At 55.8% G+C, this 16,961-nt stretch carries 12 protein-coding genes and 1 tRNA gene; 9 read left to right on the top strand and 4 right to left on the bottom strand.

All coding sequences use genetic code 11. The features are described 5' to 3' along the window. Positions 1–844: 844 nt before the first annotated feature. A complete protein-coding gene (locus tag ABD890_RS08790) occupies positions 845–2,029 on the top strand; it encodes a glycosyltransferase family 4 protein (RefSeq protein WP_345087951.1) in 1,185 nt (394 codons plus the stop codon). Between the two features lie 41 nt (positions 2,030–2,070). Continuing rightward, the gene (locus ABD890_RS08785) at positions 2,071–4,179 is read left to right on the top strand and encodes a glycosyltransferase (protein ID WP_345087950.1); all 2,109 of its coding nucleotides are present in this window, start codon (positions 2,071–2,073) and stop codon (positions 4,177–4,179) included. Here ABD890_RS08785 and rfbD read toward each other — a convergent pair. Further along, the gene (rfbD, locus tag ABD890_RS08780) at positions 4,176–5,024 is read right to left on the bottom strand and encodes a dTDP-4-dehydrorhamnose reductase (RefSeq protein WP_345087948.1); all 849 of its coding nucleotides are present in this window, start codon (positions 5,022–5,024) and stop codon (positions 4,176–4,178) included. The two genes, ABD890_RS08785 and rfbD, sit on opposite strands and share 4 nt — an antisense overlap. 256 nt (positions 5,025–5,280) lie before the next feature. Here rfbD and rfbB point away from each other — a divergent pair, with 256 nt between their 5' ends. The 7 genes from rfbB to ABD890_RS08745 all read left to right on the top strand — a co-directional run bounded on the left by rfbB (position 5,281) and on the right by ABD890_RS08745 (position 13,442). Then, positions 5,281–6,351, top strand: coding sequence for a dTDP-glucose 4,6-dehydratase (gene rfbB, locus ABD890_RS08775; RefSeq protein ID WP_345087946.1), 1,071 nt, complete (start codon positions 5,281–5,283; stop codon positions 6,349–6,351). A 50-nt stretch (positions 6,352–6,401) separates the two neighbouring features. Beyond that, entirely contained in the window at positions 6,402–7,304 is a 903-nt protein-coding gene (rfbA, locus tag ABD890_RS08770) for a glucose-1-phosphate thymidylyltransferase RfbA (protein WP_345087944.1), read from the top strand. After that, entirely contained in the window at positions 7,294–7,848 is a 555-nt protein-coding gene (rfbC, locus tag ABD890_RS08765; protein WP_345087942.1) for a dTDP-4-dehydrorhamnose 3,5-epimerase, read from the top strand. Before rfbA ends, rfbC begins: the two co-directional genes overlap by 11 nt. A 145-nt stretch (positions 7,849–7,993) precedes the next feature. Beyond that, positions 7,994–8,392 carry an ankyrin repeat domain-containing protein gene (locus ABD890_RS08760; protein WP_345087940.1) on the top strand — a complete coding sequence of 133 codons (399 nt, stop codon included), beginning with the start codon at positions 7,994–7,996 and terminating at the stop codon, positions 8,390–8,392. Further along, on the top strand, positions 8,359–9,003 hold the full coding sequence (locus ABD890_RS08755; protein ID WP_345087938.1) for an ankyrin repeat domain-containing protein: 645 nt from the start codon (positions 8,359–8,361) through the stop codon (positions 9,001–9,003). The genes ABD890_RS08760 and ABD890_RS08755 overlap by 34 nt, the downstream gene beginning before the upstream one ends. A gap of 799 nt (positions 9,004–9,802) precedes the next feature. Further along, positions 9,803–12,292 carry an arylsulfatase gene (locus tag ABD890_RS08750; RefSeq protein WP_345087936.1) on the top strand — a complete coding sequence of 830 codons (2,490 nt, stop codon included), beginning with the start codon at positions 9,803–9,805 and terminating at the stop codon, positions 12,290–12,292. A gap of 514 nt (positions 12,293–12,806) precedes the next feature. Then, complete coding sequence (locus ABD890_RS08745) at positions 12,807–13,442, top strand: leucine-rich repeat domain-containing protein (RefSeq protein WP_345087934.1); 636 nt, start codon at positions 12,807–12,809, stop codon at positions 13,440–13,442. Between the two features lie 673 nt (positions 13,443–14,115). Here ABD890_RS08745 and ABD890_RS08740 read toward each other — a convergent pair. The 3 genes from ABD890_RS08740 to ABD890_RS08730 form a co-directional block, all read right to left on the bottom strand. Then, positions 14,116–14,189 (bottom strand) — tRNA-Pro (locus ABD890_RS08740). Between the two features lie 100 nt (positions 14,190–14,289). Beyond that, a complete protein-coding gene (recJ, locus tag ABD890_RS08735) occupies positions 14,290–16,059 on the bottom strand; it encodes a single-stranded-DNA-specific exonuclease RecJ (protein ID WP_345087932.1) in 1,770 nt (589 codons plus the stop codon). Between the two features lie 111 nt (positions 16,060–16,170). Further along, positions 16,171–16,890, bottom strand: coding sequence for an SGNH/GDSL hydrolase family protein (locus ABD890_RS08730; RefSeq protein ID WP_345087930.1), 720 nt, complete (start codon positions 16,888–16,890; stop codon positions 16,171–16,173). Between the last annotated feature and the right edge of the window lie 71 nt (positions 16,891–16,961).

Here is a 16,961-nt window from a genome sequence, read left to right as displayed (position 1 = left end):
GATTTGTGAGCCGCTGGTGGAGAAAAGAACTCGAGGCAGGCAACGCTTCGCCAAAATCCGATATGGCTCGAAGTGCCGTAACGGCCAGCGTACTTCTGCCGGGTGGCCGATGTCTAGTGTTATTTCGAGGTTTCAATCAACAATACAAATTGTAGCCTATTCTGAATGGGGACACCGCGACATCCAGGCCAGAATCTACGCTTTCGTATCGACGTCGAATCCCTAGTTGTCCGAGGTTCCAAGCGGTGCTTTACGGGCGTCCCGTAAAGTGATTCCGCTGCGGAGCCTGACGTCCATGAACGACCATCTCCTTCGACTGGCTGAATATCTGCCCCAGGTTCTCTGAGTTTCCAGCGAAGGGCAATCATCATTCTTTTCATGTGCAAAAGAAGCCCGGCCGGAAGAGTTCACGCGGAAGCGGCGCAGACGAAGTGGCGTTTTCCATTGCGATCTCGGAAACATGCTTCCAATTTGGGGCATGCGGGCGTTACTGCTGCGAGCACCAACGCGGGGGCGTTTTAGGCTGGCTGGCAAACTTGTTCGATTCTTCATTAACTCTTAAGCAGGCCATTTCGCCCGGTCGAAACGAGTGATACGACGCCGTTTGGCCCCATCGAATTCAACTCAATGAGAGTCGCAAGTCATGGCGTCGCTAGTGTTTGCGAATCGTCGATGCTGCCCGGAATGCAAGGGGAGGCGGTGGCGGCGAAAACCTTCGCAAGATCGGCAGATTCACCGTGGAATGGCCGATGTGCCGGGCAGGCAATTATGGTGGTCCTCACCGATTTCAGCTTGGCGTAAACTCGCTGCTTCGTAGAAAGTCGAACGTTTCGAGTCGGTAGCGATGTTGCGAATTGGCCTAGGTGCGTTATTGATCCATCCGTCGCGGTTTGGTGGCGCCGAAACCTATGCGCGGCAATTGATACCAGCCCTGGCACGAATCGACCAGACGAACCACTACGTGGTGTTTCTCCCCAAGGGACACGATTTTCAGTTCGAGGCGAATAACTTCGAGTTGGTCGAATTGCCTTGCCCGGTCGAGAACATCTATTCCCGGGTCATATGGGAACACACCGACTACGCCCGGTATCTAAAGCAGCATCGCCTCGACCTGACGCACTTCCTTGGCTCGACGGCACCTTACTTCTATTCACCCCCAAGTGTCGTGACGATGCACGATACGATCCGCCTGCAACGGCCCGATCTGACGCCGTTTCTGCTGGGGCAATATTATCGGCGGATCCAACGACGAAATGTCCGCAGCGGAAAATGGGTGATCGCGGTCTCAGGCTACGCGGCGTCGCTCTTACAGCAAGAGATGCAGATCCCCAGCGAGCGGATCTCGCATGTGTATCACGGCATCGATCCGGTCTTCCTCGACGGTGCCGCGACCGCTTCACCAATCACCAAAAAGCATCTGCTGTGGGCAGGACGCATGCTGCCGCATAAGAATGTCGAAGTTTTGATGCGTGCTTATCAGGTGTTGAAGCAGCGCGGTGTTGACTTGCCTCTGTTTCGAATGATTGGCGCAAACGATGCCGATCGGGCTCGGCTGACGCCATTGCTGCAAAAACTGGGAGTCGAGCAATACTTCTCGCTTGAGAGCAAATTGAGTCATAAGCAGTGGCGTGACACGTTTCCGCAGCTTTGCCGTGAAGCGTTGATTTACTGCTTTCCGTCGAAGTACGAAAGCTTTGGGATGCCGGTCCTCGAAGCGATGTCGACCGGAACCGCCGCGGTTTGTGCCGATTTGCCCGCCTTCCGAGAAGTTTTCGGCGATCACGTGAAATACTGCGATGCCGATTCTGAGGTACAGTTCGCCAACGCAATCCAGTACTATCTAGAAAACGAAACGGAACGTCGCCGAGACGAGGCTCGCAATCAGGCATTCGCCTCGAACTTTACCTGGGACAACGCCGCGATTCTGACGCTCTACAACTACCGTCGTCAGCTTGGTTTGGCGGCATCGCTTCCAGAATCGGTGCGAGCATTGGCCGATCGTCGCCAGGTGGTTTCGAGCGTTTCGTAGCGAAGCCCTGTTTTCCGTATACAACCTGCGTCGAAGGCCCGATGTCGACTACGACTATCTTACCCAATTCGATCGTCACGCCTCTCTCGTCGATCGATGATTGTCGTCCCTTGCCGACATCGCAGCAGCCTCGCTATTCTATTGTCATTCCGGTCTACAATGGCTGGTCGCTAACGCAGCGAGCTCTCGTTTCCATCGCCGATCGAACCGACGCAAAGCGTACTCCGTACGAGGTGATCATCGCCGACGATCACTCGAAAGACGCCACGCTCGACTGCGAAACGCAGTTTCCTGGCGTCCGTCGTGTGGTGAACACTTCCGCTCGATCAGGTTTTCTGCACAACTGCAACTTCGCGGCCCAAGAAGCCCGCGGCGAGATTATTCTGCTGCTGAACAACGATACCGAAGTTCAGCCTGGCTGGCTCGACGCGATTGACCAGACCCTCGAGCAAAGTGAACGCATCGGCATCGTTGGTGCCCGGCTGGTCTATCCCGATGGAAGACTGCAAGAGGCAGGATGCACAGTGTTCCCCACGGCCATCACGCGTCGTGAAGGAATCGATGGAGATGCCGACGATCCGCAGTACCTGGAACAGCGCTGCTGCGATTACGTGTCTGGGGCATGCCTGGCCATTCGAACGAAACTGTGGCAAGAGATCGGCGGATTCGACGAACGCTATTCGCCCGCCTACTACGAAGATGTTGACCTCTGCTTCGAGGCCTGGCAGAGGGACTTCGAGGTGGTTTATCAGCCTGATTGTCTGGTGCTGCATGTCGATGGCGGATCGATGGCCAGCACACGCACGCAATTGGCGATGAACTCGCGCAACAAGTTTCGCAGCAAGTGGCAGGCAGTCCTTGAGCTCATCAAAACATCGCGGCCGAAGAATACGACTCCGTTCATGTACAGCGGCTTCGTGCGCAAGGTATGGCGGGCATTGCCACTATCAGGCACGATGCGATCGCGAATCGTTTCGATGGTGATCAGTCCACCCAAACGCAAGCTCGCCAAGCTCTCGCGGGATGGCGAACCTGCCCCAGGTCGCGTCACCGTGGCAGGCTATTTGCAATCGGCACTGGGAATTGGCGAAGCAGCACGACTCGAACTTCAGGCCTTGCAGGAACTGCGTTTCGGTCCGGCCCGTCTCGATGTCAGTCCCGCCTTCAATATGGCCGACCTTCAAGGCTGGGGCTTTGGGAATACGATTCTGACCGAAGGGGGCCCGCTGCTCATTCGGACCAACCCACTCGATCTTCCGCGGACCTTGGGATTTATCGGCCAGCCTGCCCTCAAGCGGCGCTACCTGGCCGGAGGCTGGGCCTGGGAACTTTCCAAGCCGCCGGCCTATTGCCGCGAGATGTATTCGCTGCTGGACGAGTTGTGGGTTCCCTCGAGATTCTGTGCCGATGCGTTTCAACCAGAGAGCCCAATCCCGGTGCACGTGGTGCCGCATCCGGTTCGCGTTCCTCCGACCAGTGGCAAGACCCGGCAAGCTTTTGGTTTGCCCGAAGATCAGGTCATCTTTCTAGCGATGGCCGATATGCGTTCCAGCTTCGCGCGGAAGAACCTAACCGGTGCCGTCGAAGCGTTCGTGGAAGCTTGCGGCAATCGTGCCGATACGATGCTGATAATTAAAACGCACCACACGCAGCAATCGCCAGAGAATCTCGCGCGACTTGAAGCGGCGATCGGCAACGCTGCCAACGTAAGAGTCATCGACCAGTTATTAAGCCGAGGAGAAGTGGGCGATCTGCTCCGAGTGTCTGACGTCGTTCTGTCGCCCCATCGCTCGGAAGGCTTTGGGCTCGTGCTGGCCGAAGGAATGCTGCTGGGGAAGCCGGTGATCGCCACGAACTATTCCGGCAACGTTGACTTCATGCCGCCTGACACGGCCGCCCTGGTCGACTACGAGTTGGTCCCCGTTCACGATCCTTCTCAGGTCTACGACTTCCCGGATCAAGTCTGGGCCGAGCCTGACAAGCAGCAGCTTTCGCAGCACATTGCTGATCTGGCCGAGAACACTTCCCAGCGACAAAAGCTTGGTGAATCCGCCCAGACGCATGCGGCATCGTTCTTCGCTCCGCAGCGATTCTATGAGCAACTGCCTGCCAGGTTCCGCGAACTGATGGTTCGCTTTGCCAGTCGCTAAGTCGCCGGTCTCTCAGCCAGGTAACGAGCCAACGCGTCTTTCCAAGAGGGAAGGGGAGTCGCTGTCAGATCTTGAAAACGTTGGCAATCGAGCACGCTGTAACTTGGACGAGGTGCCGCCGCACCGAACTCTTCCGTCGTGATCGGAAGCACCGAGACATTCCGCCCGGCGATCGCAAAGATCGTCTCGGCGAACTCATGCCAGGTCGTGCTGCCGCTGTTGGTCAAATGAACCAAGCCTTCCGCGTTCCCATCGATCAAGTGAACGATTCCTGCAGCGACATCGCGGCAATAACTCGGCGTGCAGCATTGGTCGTTGACCACTTTTAGTTCCGAGTGAATGTCCGACAAGCGAAGCATCGTCTCAACAAAGTTACGGAACCGAGCGCCTCCGCCGTACAGCCCGCAGGTACGGACGATCAAATGGCGATCGGCGTGAGCTGCCGCGATTTCCCCCTGAAGCTTACTCTGAGCATAGATCCCAAGCGGTTCCACCGCATCGGTTTCTGTGCGAGGCTGACATCCTCGATACGCATCGAAGACATAGTCGCTGCTGACCTGAACCAGCGGGACTTTCAACTGGTTGCATGCGTTTGCCATCGCTTCGACGGCATGCTGGTTGATGCGAAAGCAAGTTTCGCGATCGGCCTCGGCTTGATCGACCGCCGTGTAAGCCGCGCAGTTGATCACCATTGCCGGATGAAGTCGCCGTAGGGTTGGGCCAATCGAATCGAGGTTGGCCAGATCCAGTTCTGCCCGGGTTATGCCCAACGCCCGTCCGCCGAGTTGGGCAAGCAGTTCGCTCCCCAGTTGTCCCAGGGCACCGGTGACTAAAATTGGATTCATGGTGAAGACTGCTTCAGGCGTGAAACGAGATGGCGCGAATACGCCTAAGGTAATCTGGGCGATTCAAGCTTGCACGGCCCATGCCGGCCGACAAGTTCGCTGGTCATTGAATACGGTCGAAAACGAGGGAGATTGATCGATTCCCTGGCAGATCCTGGAGGAAACCGCTCGAAATCTCCGTAGTCTCTTAACCGAAAAATAAGATACACAGAGTATAGTCAGGGTTTGGTTCGATCCTTTTAGTGACGCCTGGTCTATGAAAATAACGCAAAACATTCTGGTCACCGGTGGCGCCGGTTTCATCGGGGGATGTTTCGTCCGGCAGATGATGGCGGAATCGACTTGCCGGATCATCAATCTCGATAAGCTTACCTACGCGGGCAATCTCAGTTCATTGACCGGATTCAAAGATCCTTCGCGTCATCGGTTCGTCCAAGGCGATATCAACGATACAGAGCTCGTTTCGCAGCTTCTCATCGAGCATCAGCCGAACGTGGTGATCAATTTCGCCGCCGAGTCCCATGTCGATCGATCCATCGACGGGCCCGAGGCTTTCGTCGAAACAAATGTGGTCGGTACGTTTCGTTTGTTGGAAGCAGTTCGCGTCTATTGGAACGGGCTCACGGGTTCGCAGCGAACCACGTTTCGATTCTTGCACGTGTCGACCGACGAAGTGTATGGTTCACTAGGCGCGACCGGTAAGTTCACCGAGACCACCCCTTACGCGCCGAATTCTCCCTATTCCGCATCGAAGGCAGCTTCCGATCACTTCGTGCGTGCGTATCATCACACCTATGGTCTGCCGGTGCTGACGACGAACTGCTCGAACAACTACGGGCCGTTTCAGTTTCCTGAGAAGCTGATTCCGTTGATGGTGTTGAATGCCTTGGAAGGGAAGCCGCTCCCTGTTTATGGTACCGGCGAGAACATCCGAGACTGGCTTTTTGTCGAAGACCATTGCCAGGCGATTCGGACGGTGATGCACAAAGGGACAGCAGGCGAGGTCTATAACATTGGCGGCAACAGCGAACGCACGAATCTGGAAGTTGTCCAAGCGATTTGCGATATCGTCGATGAACTGGCCGAAAAGAAACTGCCACACCCACGTCGCGACTTGATTACGTTCGTCAAAGATCGTCCAGGCCACGATCTTCGCTACGCAATCGACTGCACCAAGATTCAAGAGCAGCTTGGTTGGCAGCCAAAGCAAAGCTTTGAATCCGGTTTGAAGGCAACCGTGGCGTGGTACCTGGATAACATGCCTTGGGTCGAGAACGTCACCAGTGGCAACTATCGACGCGAACGACTTGGTGTGTTGAGTCCATAGTCGCGAGTTTCAGCACCTAGAGCAATTCATCATTGGCATTGAGAAATCGCATGTCCTCTTCGCAACAATGCAACAAAGGAATCATCCTCGCCGGCGGCTCTGGCACGCGGTTGTTTCCATTGACCCGTGGCATCAGCAAGCAATTGCTGCCGGTCTATGACAAGCCGATGATCTATTACCCGCTGTCGACGCTGATGCTCGCTGGCATTCGTGATGTGCTGCTGATTTCGACGCCGCACGACATCGGCCTCTTCGAGCGAATGCTTGGAGATGGCGAGAGCTTCGGCATCCGCATTCGCTATGCGGTTCAGGCCGCACCGGAAGGGCTCGCTCAGGCCTTTCTCATCGGCAAAGAATTCATCGAAGGCGAATCGGTCAGCCTGGTTCTGGGCGACAACATCTTCTACGGTCAGGGCTTTCAGCAGATGTTGGGCAGAGCAGCCAATCAACAGGAAGGTGCCACGATCTTCGGCTACCCAGTGAAAGACCCGCAGCGCTACGGTGTCGTCGAGTTTGACGCGTCAGGCTCCGCCGTTTCGATTGAAGAGAAGCCGCAGAAGCCGAAATCGAAGTACGCCGTACCAGGCCTATACTTCTACGATCGAGACGTAGTCGAGATCGCCGAAAACCTGAAGCCTTCGGCCCGGGGCGAGCTCGAGATCACTGACGTCAACATGGAGTACCTGCGACGTGGTACGTTGCGGGTCGAAAAGTTCACGCGCGGGTTTGCCTGGCTCGATACTGGGACGCACGATTCGTTGATCGAAGCAGGCATGTTCGTCGAAACGATCGAAAAGCGACAAGGCCTGAAGATTGCCTGCCTGGAAGAAATAGCCTTTCGCAAAGGCTTCATTACCCGGTCGCAGTTGGCCGAGCTAGGCCGCCAGTTCCGTAATGACTACGGCGAATATTTGAGCGGCATCGCGGAAGAGGAGAGCCCCCGTGGAAATTGAAACGACGAAGATCGCTGGCGTGCTGCTGATCAAGCCGCGCGTCTTCGCCGACCGACGCGGCTTCTTCATGGAAACCTATCGCCACGAACGTTATGCCGAGGCCGGCATCGAAGCCCCTTTCGTGCAGGATAATCTTTCCCGTAGCGTTCAAGGAACCTTGCGTGGTATGCACTTCCAGGTGAACTACCCGCAAGGCAAGCTGATCAACGTGATTCAGGGTGAAGTGTTCGATGTCGCGGTCGACCTTCGCACTGACTCGCCCACCTTCGGCCAATGGGTTGGTGCCCATCTCTCCGAAGAGAACAAGCACCAACTATACGTTCCGCCAGGTATGGCACACGGCTACTGCGTCTTGAGCGAATCGGCCGATTTTCTATACAAGTGCACGGAAGTCTACCATCCAGAAGACGAAGAGATCTTGAAGTGGAACGACCCCGACGTCGCGATCGATTGGCCGATCGACAACCCGATTCTCTCTGACAAAGACCAGCATAACGCCAAACCGTTATCGGCTTTTCAGGGCAGGGCGTCGTCGACCCGATAAAGTGGTCGTCGCACCTTTCAGAACTTCGCTGGTTGATCGAACGAGCCTGAGATCCTACGATCAACCCGATGGCATCCCGATGAAGTCTTTGGCAATCCGTTGCCTTGCGTTGGGGGACCTGTTCGAGGAGGGGGAAGTGATCGCTATGTCCGAATCGTCTCGTCCTTCAGCTTCCGCAAATCTCCATCAGGCGATTATCGACATCGATCTTACTGCTTTGCGAGATACGATCGAAGCTCAGCCAGATTTGTTCTACCAGGCGAATGATTCCGGGCTACCACTGCTCTACACGGCTGCCCTCTATCGCAACCAGGCGGCCATCGACTGGCTGCTGAATCAGGGAGCCGAAGTCGACATCTTTGCCAGTGCGTATCTTGGTCGAGTGAGTGAGGCCGAAAGTTTGCTGCAAAAGGACCATGACCTCGTGTTCGCTGTCACGCCAAATGGTATGACAGCGCTACACTACGCAGTCCAAGCGGGACACACCGAGGTTAGGGAAACACACCACTGGTGTATGCCGCCCATCGGGGACCATGGAAGTTAAAACCGGCAGAGGACATCATTCAATCGCTACTAAAAAGCGGCGCGGAAGTTGACTGGTTCCAAGCCGCGGCGCTCGGGCAAACGCAACGCATCGCAGAACTGCTGAGCGAAGATAGAGGCTTGCTCAATACGACCGATGCTCAGAACCGAACGGCCCTATTGCACTGCGTCCGCAACAATCAGCTCTCTGTCGTAAAGCTTCTCGTAGATCAAGGTGCCGACCTCAACCAATCCGATCCCGTCGGCATCGCCGCACTCCATCGGACGTCGCAAGAATGCAGCGACGAACTGATTCCGTTTCTAATCGATCGCGGTGCCAAGGCCCATCTGGCCTGCTACGTGGCCTGCGGCGATGAAGAAGGAACCGAGGCAGCAATTGCGAGGAACCCACAAGCGATCCACGAAACATTCTATGAACACAACCCCGTCGGTTACGCCATCCACAGCTGGCAACCAGGCACGCTTCGCATCCTGCTAACACATGGTGCCTGCCTGACTCAAGAAGATCAGCAAGCCATCCTCCGCATCAGCAATGGCGATCATGCTTTGCTGAGTGAACTGATGAAGGTAAAGATAAGCGAAACAGCGACCAAACGTCAGCACGATTCATGAGTGAAGTTGGTGCTGACGTTGCTTGGTTATCGTTTGCTTGCCGCATCAGCGAGTGTCTTAATTACGCCAGCCTTTCAGACGCTACGCTTGTCCCGTGATGCGAATTTGATAAACAACTGCTTGACCAGGGCAAGCATGTCTTCGCGAACAGGATCGAAGAACGACCCCCGGCGTTCGTAGGGACTTTGGACGATCCAGCCGGTGCATGAAAAGCCAAGACTTACATCCAAGTGAGCGGTACCGTTTTCTAAGCGAAACGAAACCGTTGGGCATGGAATGCAACGCTTTTGGGCAAAGCAATACGAATCCGGCGCGAGCAGTAGGTTACGCAGTAATTGAAGCTGGTTCGATGACAAGTCGCGTGGCTCAGTGAGTGCAATAGACTGGCCGCCAGCATTCGGCCGCCCAATCAGATGTGCCGAAGTAGCATGAACGCCCTCGATCAGCGAAATGGTCTCTGGTTAATAGATGTGTTCTATGGAGTGGACCATCGTCTTACCATTGCGCAAGGCACTTTTCTGCCAAGCAAAAAGAAGTCGGGGTGACAAAACGGCGATTGAACTATTGATCGCCGGGGGAGCGACTGGGAGCATCGGATGCGAAGGTGTCTGTTAGGCGGTAGGCATAACTCCGACTGAAGTTGCGTTCTAGAAAGGGGAAATATAGGGGCCCCGCCTGTTTGCATGTTGGCCGATGGGACCTGTGCGCCTTACCGGACCTCCACGATTACTTAAGGTCGGTTCGGCCTTAGGTAGTTGCCGAGCCCGTTGATGAAGTCTGGGGCTTTAGTTCGTAGCCGATGTTTGTCTTGACAGGCAAGTTCGGGAGTCAAGCTAAAGTTTTGTTAGAAAGCGCAAAAACTGTAGACACCGTGCCTGTTCCCGTCAACAATCCTGGAAGCTTCTCTTTCCAGGATCTATTCGAGATATGGGGATGTTACATCATGAGAGCACCACTGCCGATTCTTGTCGCTGCAGTTCTTTTCCTCTTGCTCCCATCTCTTTGCCCTGCCCAGCAGGTCGACCGTTCCCAGCTTCCGCTCCCCGATGCTCCATTCGATGGAAAGATCGCCAAAACCTTTAAGGGGTCCGAGCAGGACTACCCGCAGCCAGTGTCCCCGCCCAAAGGTGCGCCGAGCGTCGTGCTGATCCTACTCGACGACCTGGGATTTGGGCATCCCTCGACGTTTGGCGGGCCGATTCCGACTCCTGCCCTGGATCGACTCGCGGCTTCAGGCATTAAGTACAATCGTTTCCACACTACGGCCATCTGCTCACCCACGCGGGCCGCATTACTAACCGGCCGCAATCATCATCAGTGCGGCTTTGGCACGATCACCGAATTGTCCACCGGTTATCCAGGATATCACTCCATTTGGCCGCGCAGCTGCGCTTCGATTGCTGAGGTATTGAAGGACAACGGCTACAGCACCGCCGCGTGGGGCAAATGGCACAACACGCCTGACTGGGAAACCAGCCCTATTGGTCCGTTCGATCGCTGGCCTACGGGATTGGGATTTGAGTACTTCTACGGCTTTCAGGGTGGCGAAACGAGCCAGTTCTATCCGCAACTCTTCCGCAACACGACACCCGTGGAACCTCCACAAACTGCGGAACAGGGTTATCACCTGACGGAAGATCTGACCGACGATGCAATCGCGTGGATCAATCGTCAGCAGTCGATCGATCCCGACAAACCGTTCTTCATCTACTTTGCGACAGGCGCTACCCATGCGCCGCTTCATGCTCCGCAAGAGTGGATCGACAAGTTCAAAGGGCAGTTCGATCAAGGCTGGGACAAAGTCCGCGAGGAAACGCTCGCCCACCAGAAAGAAATTGGCGTTGTACCAGAGAATACGAAACTCACCCCGCGCCCCCAGGAAATCCCCGGTTGGGACGGCTTGTCGGACGATGAAAAGCGACTCTATGCCCATCACCAGGAAGCATTCGCCGGTTTTCTCGCCCACACAGACTATCACGTAGGTCGCCTAATCGACGCAGTGCGGCGACTGCCAGATGGGGACAACACGTTGATCATCTACGTTGCTGGTGACAATGGCCCCAGCGCTGAAGGCAGCTTGACCGGGACCACCAACAACATGATGACGCAGAACGGCGTTCCTGATACGGTCGAATCGCAACTCGAAGAGATCGATGAAATCGGCGGACCGAAGCACGAGAATCATTATCCTGTCGGCTGGGCGTGGGCCGGTTCGTCGCCGTTCCAGTGGATGAAACGTGTTCCCTCGCACTTCGGCGGCACCCGCAACGGCCTGGTAATCTCCTGGCCCGCCAAGGTGAAGGACGCAGGTACCGTGCGCAGTCAGTTCCATCATGCCATCGACGTTGCCCCGACCATTTACGAGGCGGTCGGTATCCCTGAACCCAAGACCGTAGGTGGCGTCGAGCAGACACCGATCGCTGGAATCAGCATGGCTTATACCATTTCCGATTCCAAGGCCGAAGGCCGGCGTACGTCCCAGTACTTCGAGACCGGCGGCCACCGGGCCATCTTCCACGACGGCTGGGTAGCGGCTGCCTTCCAGGGCGCTCCCTGGGAACTGACCGGCTCCAAAGGTTTCGATCACACCAAGTGGGAACTCTACAACATCGAAGACGACTTCTCCCAGGCGATCGACTTGGCGCAAAAGTACCCGCAAAAGCTCCAGGAGTTGCAGGTGATCTTCGACCAGGAAGCGAAAAAGTACAACGTCTACCCCCTCGACGACCGCTTTTCCGAACGGGCCGTTAATCCTGAGCGCCCATCGGTGACTCGTGGGCGAAGTTCTTTCAGCTACGCGCCCGGCACGGATCGAATTCCCGAAGGTAGCGCGCCGCCGATCTATCAACGATCTCACACCATCACCGCGTCACTTGACGTCGGTGACGACGGCGCTGAGGGGGTGATCGTGGCCGAAGGTGGTAGCTCTGGAGGTTACACGCTGTACGTCGAAAATGGAAAGCTTGTCTACGAGTACAACTACTTCGGCAAAGAACGAAAGAAAATCATCGCCGACTCGAAGCTTCCCGCAGGCAAGGTCGAGGTTGAGATGAGGTACCAGCAGAGACCGGTAACTAAAGCTAATCTGGTCATTGGTGGGACGGTAACGCTAACCGTCAACGGCAAGGAGGTGGCCAGCGATGAATTGCCACGCGTAGTGCCCTCTCGGTTCTCGGCTACCGAAACGCTCGATATCGGAGCCGATCTTGGCTCAACAGTGTCCGAAGCCTACAGGGCACCGCACTCGTTTACCGGCGCAATCGAGAAGGTCACGGTCGAGTTGAAGTAGTGCGCTGGCTGCGAGTCTGAATTGGGATTCTTAGCTCAAGAGTCGGATGTTACCCAACAACCCGAAGAGGCCCTGATCTGTAACCATTTTCGATCGGCAGTGCTATCATTGGTTTCGGTGCGCAGTAATCAGTAAGCAAGAAAGACAAGCCTTGCACCCTGCCCGATGGCTCGGGGAAATCATGTAAGTCATATATCCAAAATAGCCTTACTGGAAGAAAGCAGATGGTCGCTCAGAAATACAAATGCAAAGACATAGCGATTGATATCCCTGGGATTCCATATCTATGTCATGTGGGTGTCGCATGCTGTTAAGGCGATGTAGATTTGGGCTAAAGAGCTTGCTGGTCTTGATTCTCGCCACTGGCTCTGTATTGGGGTTTGTGAGTTGGGGTATTCGGCAAGGTAATCGCACTGACCTAGCCGTTACGAACTTGAGACGTAATGGATCAGTGCTAAGGTATGAATGGCAAGTATCGCTGCATGAATATGCAGATAGCGGACGGGTATATGCGTTGGAACGCTGGGATGCTTCGCCGTGCTGTTTCGGCATAATGGGTGAGGGATTTCTTGCAGGCGTTGCGCTGCTTAAATCTAGCGATTGCGAAATTGATGGATCGTGGATTGACGACGTGCGTGATCTGCCAAGACTCGAAATGATAGAGCTTCATAGATGCAAGATCACATCTCCGGAATGGTCTCGTGCACCAGGTTTTCCCGACATCAAATATCTAGTTATTCAAGATAGTGAGATCGGCCCCGCCACCTCTCCCTTCTTTGATCGATTCCCTGGGGTGGAAGTAGCTGATTTAGGTGGCACTAGCATTAGCGATATGCATCTGGCGGAGGTCGTTGCACTGCCAAAACTTCGCGTTCTTAATTTGTCTCGACAGACTCTTACAATTGAAAAAGCGACCCTGATCTTAGAATCTTCGGGACTTGCGTCTTTATACTTGCACGATAGTTCAGTGAGTGACGAGGCTCTCTTGCGTCTTTCAGGGCACCCAAGCCTGCGGCTATTGTCTTTACTTGGAACCGACATAAATCAATCCACGATCGACGCGCTGTCCGCTTGCTGCCCAAGCCTGAAGATTCAGCGTTCGTTACCGGATCAAGGCCCCAGCAATAATGGCTGGCGGAGTCTCGATTGATTTTATCTGGGCACCTGCCCCGAGCAGCATGATTTGAGAGAATCCTCTAGGGCCTTCTTGCTCTGTGGAAAACGTTCTTACATTTAGCTTGGCCTGATAGATGGGGTCTTGTTCGCAGAAATGATGAGGTGCTCCTCGCGGTTACGAGCAAGTCTCTGATATGCCCCAAAACCTTAGCCCGCCGTTATGAGAGTTCGGTGCAAAGGGCATTGGAGGGATTTTGGGGAGGGCGAGTGGGAAAGAAGGCATGATACTGCCAGGATGGCAAAGAGTTTTTCTCGAAGCACGAAAAAATTGAGTCGAGCCGAACCGGATGCGATACTGAAAGGTTATTCGAATTGCGATCCTATGTGACCTGCCCCCGCGAATGAAACCAATCTTTAAGTGATAGTCTTCCGGAATTCTTCCAGGGGAAGCAGGTTCCCTTGAGGAATTTCCTTCGGTGCCAGTGGGTGGTGCCCCAGCGAAGCGTGGGGCGTAGCATCTAAAGTTGTTCTTTGTGCTTCAGCCATTGGTTGCTGCTCAGCCTTGAGGTTGAGTTTGAGCAAGGTTGTCATGTGAGCGGCTTGCCAATCGGACTGGCGCTTGCCAAAATTCTTGCCAGACGCTGCGCTTGCCAGAAATGGCCAAAGAGAAAGCCTCACAAGTCATTGATTTGCAAAGCTTTATGAAGTCGGGGTGACACGATTTGAACGTGCGACCTCTGCGTCCCGAACGCAGCGCTCTACCAGGCTGAGCCACACCCCGAGCGGGTCTTTGCTGTTGAAGGCAAAGTGTGCGGAACGGCTTTTTATTATCAGCGAGTTCCGGCGAAGGAGTTGATTTTATTCCTCTGGCAAACGTCCGGTCAACCTGTTTGGTTGGCGGGGATCTTCGCTTCGGTGGGCTTCCAGGCGACCAGTTGCAATTCAACATTGCTGCGGCCGCGGAAGGTGTTGATGACCGGGTGATAGGCGATATCGAGCGGGCCATCGGTCGCTTCGAGTTCGTCGGCCCATTCGCCTCGGCCGAAGGCGACTCCGCGAATCTTGACGCCGTGATGTTCCAGTTGAATTGCCAGGTGACGCTCGCCTCCGCCGATCCGTTTAGGCGGCATTGCCAGCTTGGCGCCACTGGCACACATCAGCGGCCTGGGGTTGCCTTGGCCGAAGGGGCCGAGGAGGTCGATCTGTTCGACGATCTGACGAGTAAGTTGCGTGAACGGGGCCTCGGCGTCGATGACCAGTTCGGCGACGCGGTCGTCGTCGGTGACATTCGATGAAGCGTACTCGCAGAACTCGTGGCGGAAGTTTTCGATCTGGGCTTCATCAATCTGCAGACCGGCCGCTGCGGCGTGACCACCATGGCCGAGCAGCAAATGGTCGCAGGCTTGAAGGGCTTCGTGCAGGTTCAAGCCGTTAGCTGAGCGGCACGAGCCGACGCCTGGTTTGACGCCTGCTTCGTCGAGGGCGATCATCACGACCGGGCGGTTGTACTTCTCGGCCAGTCGGCCGGCGACGATCCCGATGATCCCGGGGTGCCAGCCATGGCCGGCAAGGACCAGGGCCGGATCGTTGTCGGGATCGAAGTTCTCTTTGATTTGCTTCGTCGCTGAAAGCTGGACGCTACGTTCCAGGCTCGAACGACTGTCGTTCAGTTGATGGAGGTAGTCGGCCAGTGCGGTGGCGCGTTCGTTGGAATCGGTCGTCAGCAGCTCGATTGCCAATTGGGCCTGACCGAGTCGGCCGGCGGCATTTAGGCGTGGGGCGATGGTGAAGCCAATGTCATCGCTCGCCAGCGCTGGCTTGTCTGAAAGTCCCGTCACTTTCAGCAGAGCACTGACGCCGGTTACTGGGAACTCGCGAAGGCAGTTCAAACCGTGGCGAACCAACAGGCGGTTCTCGTCGGTCAGGGGGACGACGTCGGCGACGGTGCCGATCGCGGCGAGTCCGACTGCGGACAGTAGGTAGTTCTTGTATCGATCGGTCACGCGCTTCGAATCGCATGCCAGTTGGCAGAGTGACCAGGCCAGCTTCAGGGCGACACCGGCACCGCAGAGGCCGCCGAACGGATACGCCGTGCCAGGCAAGCGAGGGTGAACCAGCACCGAGGCATCTGGTAGCGTCTCGCCCATTTCGTGGTGATCGGTCACGATCAGTTCCAGGCCGAGCTCTTTGGCGCGCTTGGCTTCATCGACGCTGGCGATGCCGCAGTCGACCGTAATCACCATGTCGGTTTCACGGTTGGCCAGCTTTTCGAGGGCATCAGAGTTCAGGCCGTATCCTTCATCGATTCGATGAGGAACGTAGTACGAAACGGCCGCGCCCATCAGCTTCAGGCAGCGGAACAAGATCGCGGTCGAAGTGATGCCGTCGGCGTCGTAGTCGCCGTAGATTGTGATCTTTTTATTGGCTTGAACGGCGGCATGAATCCGGGCCGAGGCTTCGCGGACGCCGGGTAGTTCTTCCGGATCGCGGAGCCCCGACAGCTTTGCGTCGAGGAACTCTCGGGCCGATTCGGCATCGCGAATGCCTCGGCAGATCAGAAGTTGAGCGACGACTGGTGGGACGTTGGCGGTGCGTTCGAGATCGCGAACCACGGCCATATCGTGCGGCAAAATACGCCAGGTAGCGTCCATGAGTTGGTGCGTCGCTCCATCGTAAAGGGAAGAATCGGCTGAGTCTCAATTATCAGCAGGATCAGCCTGATTTCTACCCCTATGCCGAGAATCGCCGAGCTTCGGTGCGGCTTACTTTGAATTCGCCGGCAATGCCTTGGTGACCGATTCGACGACCGTTTCGCCGAGCAGGTCGTAGGCAGGCTTGGTCCAGTGAAAGCGGTCTCCGCGAGCCCACTCGCGTTTGTCGACCAGCAAACCATAGAAATCGTTGACCGGCACGTTCATCTCCTGCATGACTTCTGCTGCCATGCGATTGTGTTCGACGATGATCGGGTTGATTTCTGTGTCCAGGTCGAGCGGTTTGTCTTTGACGGTCACTGGAGTGCTGTTCGCCCAGATCAGCTTGGCGTTTGGGAGTTTCTCGCGGAGGACTTCGACGTAGGCCTTGGTGAGTGGTTTGAAGGTCCCTTCGCGGATGCGACCATCCTGCCAGCCATGCAGGCCCATATTGAAGTGGACGACATCGTACGGTCCGCTTTCCAGGACTTCGGCCAGTTTATTGTTGAGGTGTTCGGACTGGTGGTACGGGTTTACCCAGGCATCAACATAAGCTTTGCCCTGCAGGCCTTCGATGGCCTGTTTCATGTAGCCATTGAGGATCGAGTCGCCGACAAGCAGCACGCGGGGGCGGTCTTTGTCGACGATCTGGGCCTGATCGAGTCGCCAGCCTTTGCCGTCGGAATGAAGGCGTTTGTCGGTCTCGACCGGAGGTGCGTCTGGTTTGGGTTCGGCCGCAATCAGGCTGGTGGTCGCAAGAAGAATCAGTAGCAGGGTATGCGTCGATTTCATGGCAGGCTCGAGGGGGCAGGGGACAGAAGGGGGGGGCACCATGAAACAGCTTGACTGGTTGCCAGGCCGGC

Origin of the sequence: Bremerella cremea (assembly GCF_039541315.1) — a bacterium.
Classification (GTDB): Bacteria; Planctomycetota; Planctomycetia; order Pirellulales; family Pirellulaceae; genus Bremerella; species Bremerella cremea.
The sequence above is the reverse complement of the archived record's forward strand: the minus strand, read 5'-3'. Positions and strand labels throughout refer to the sequence as shown.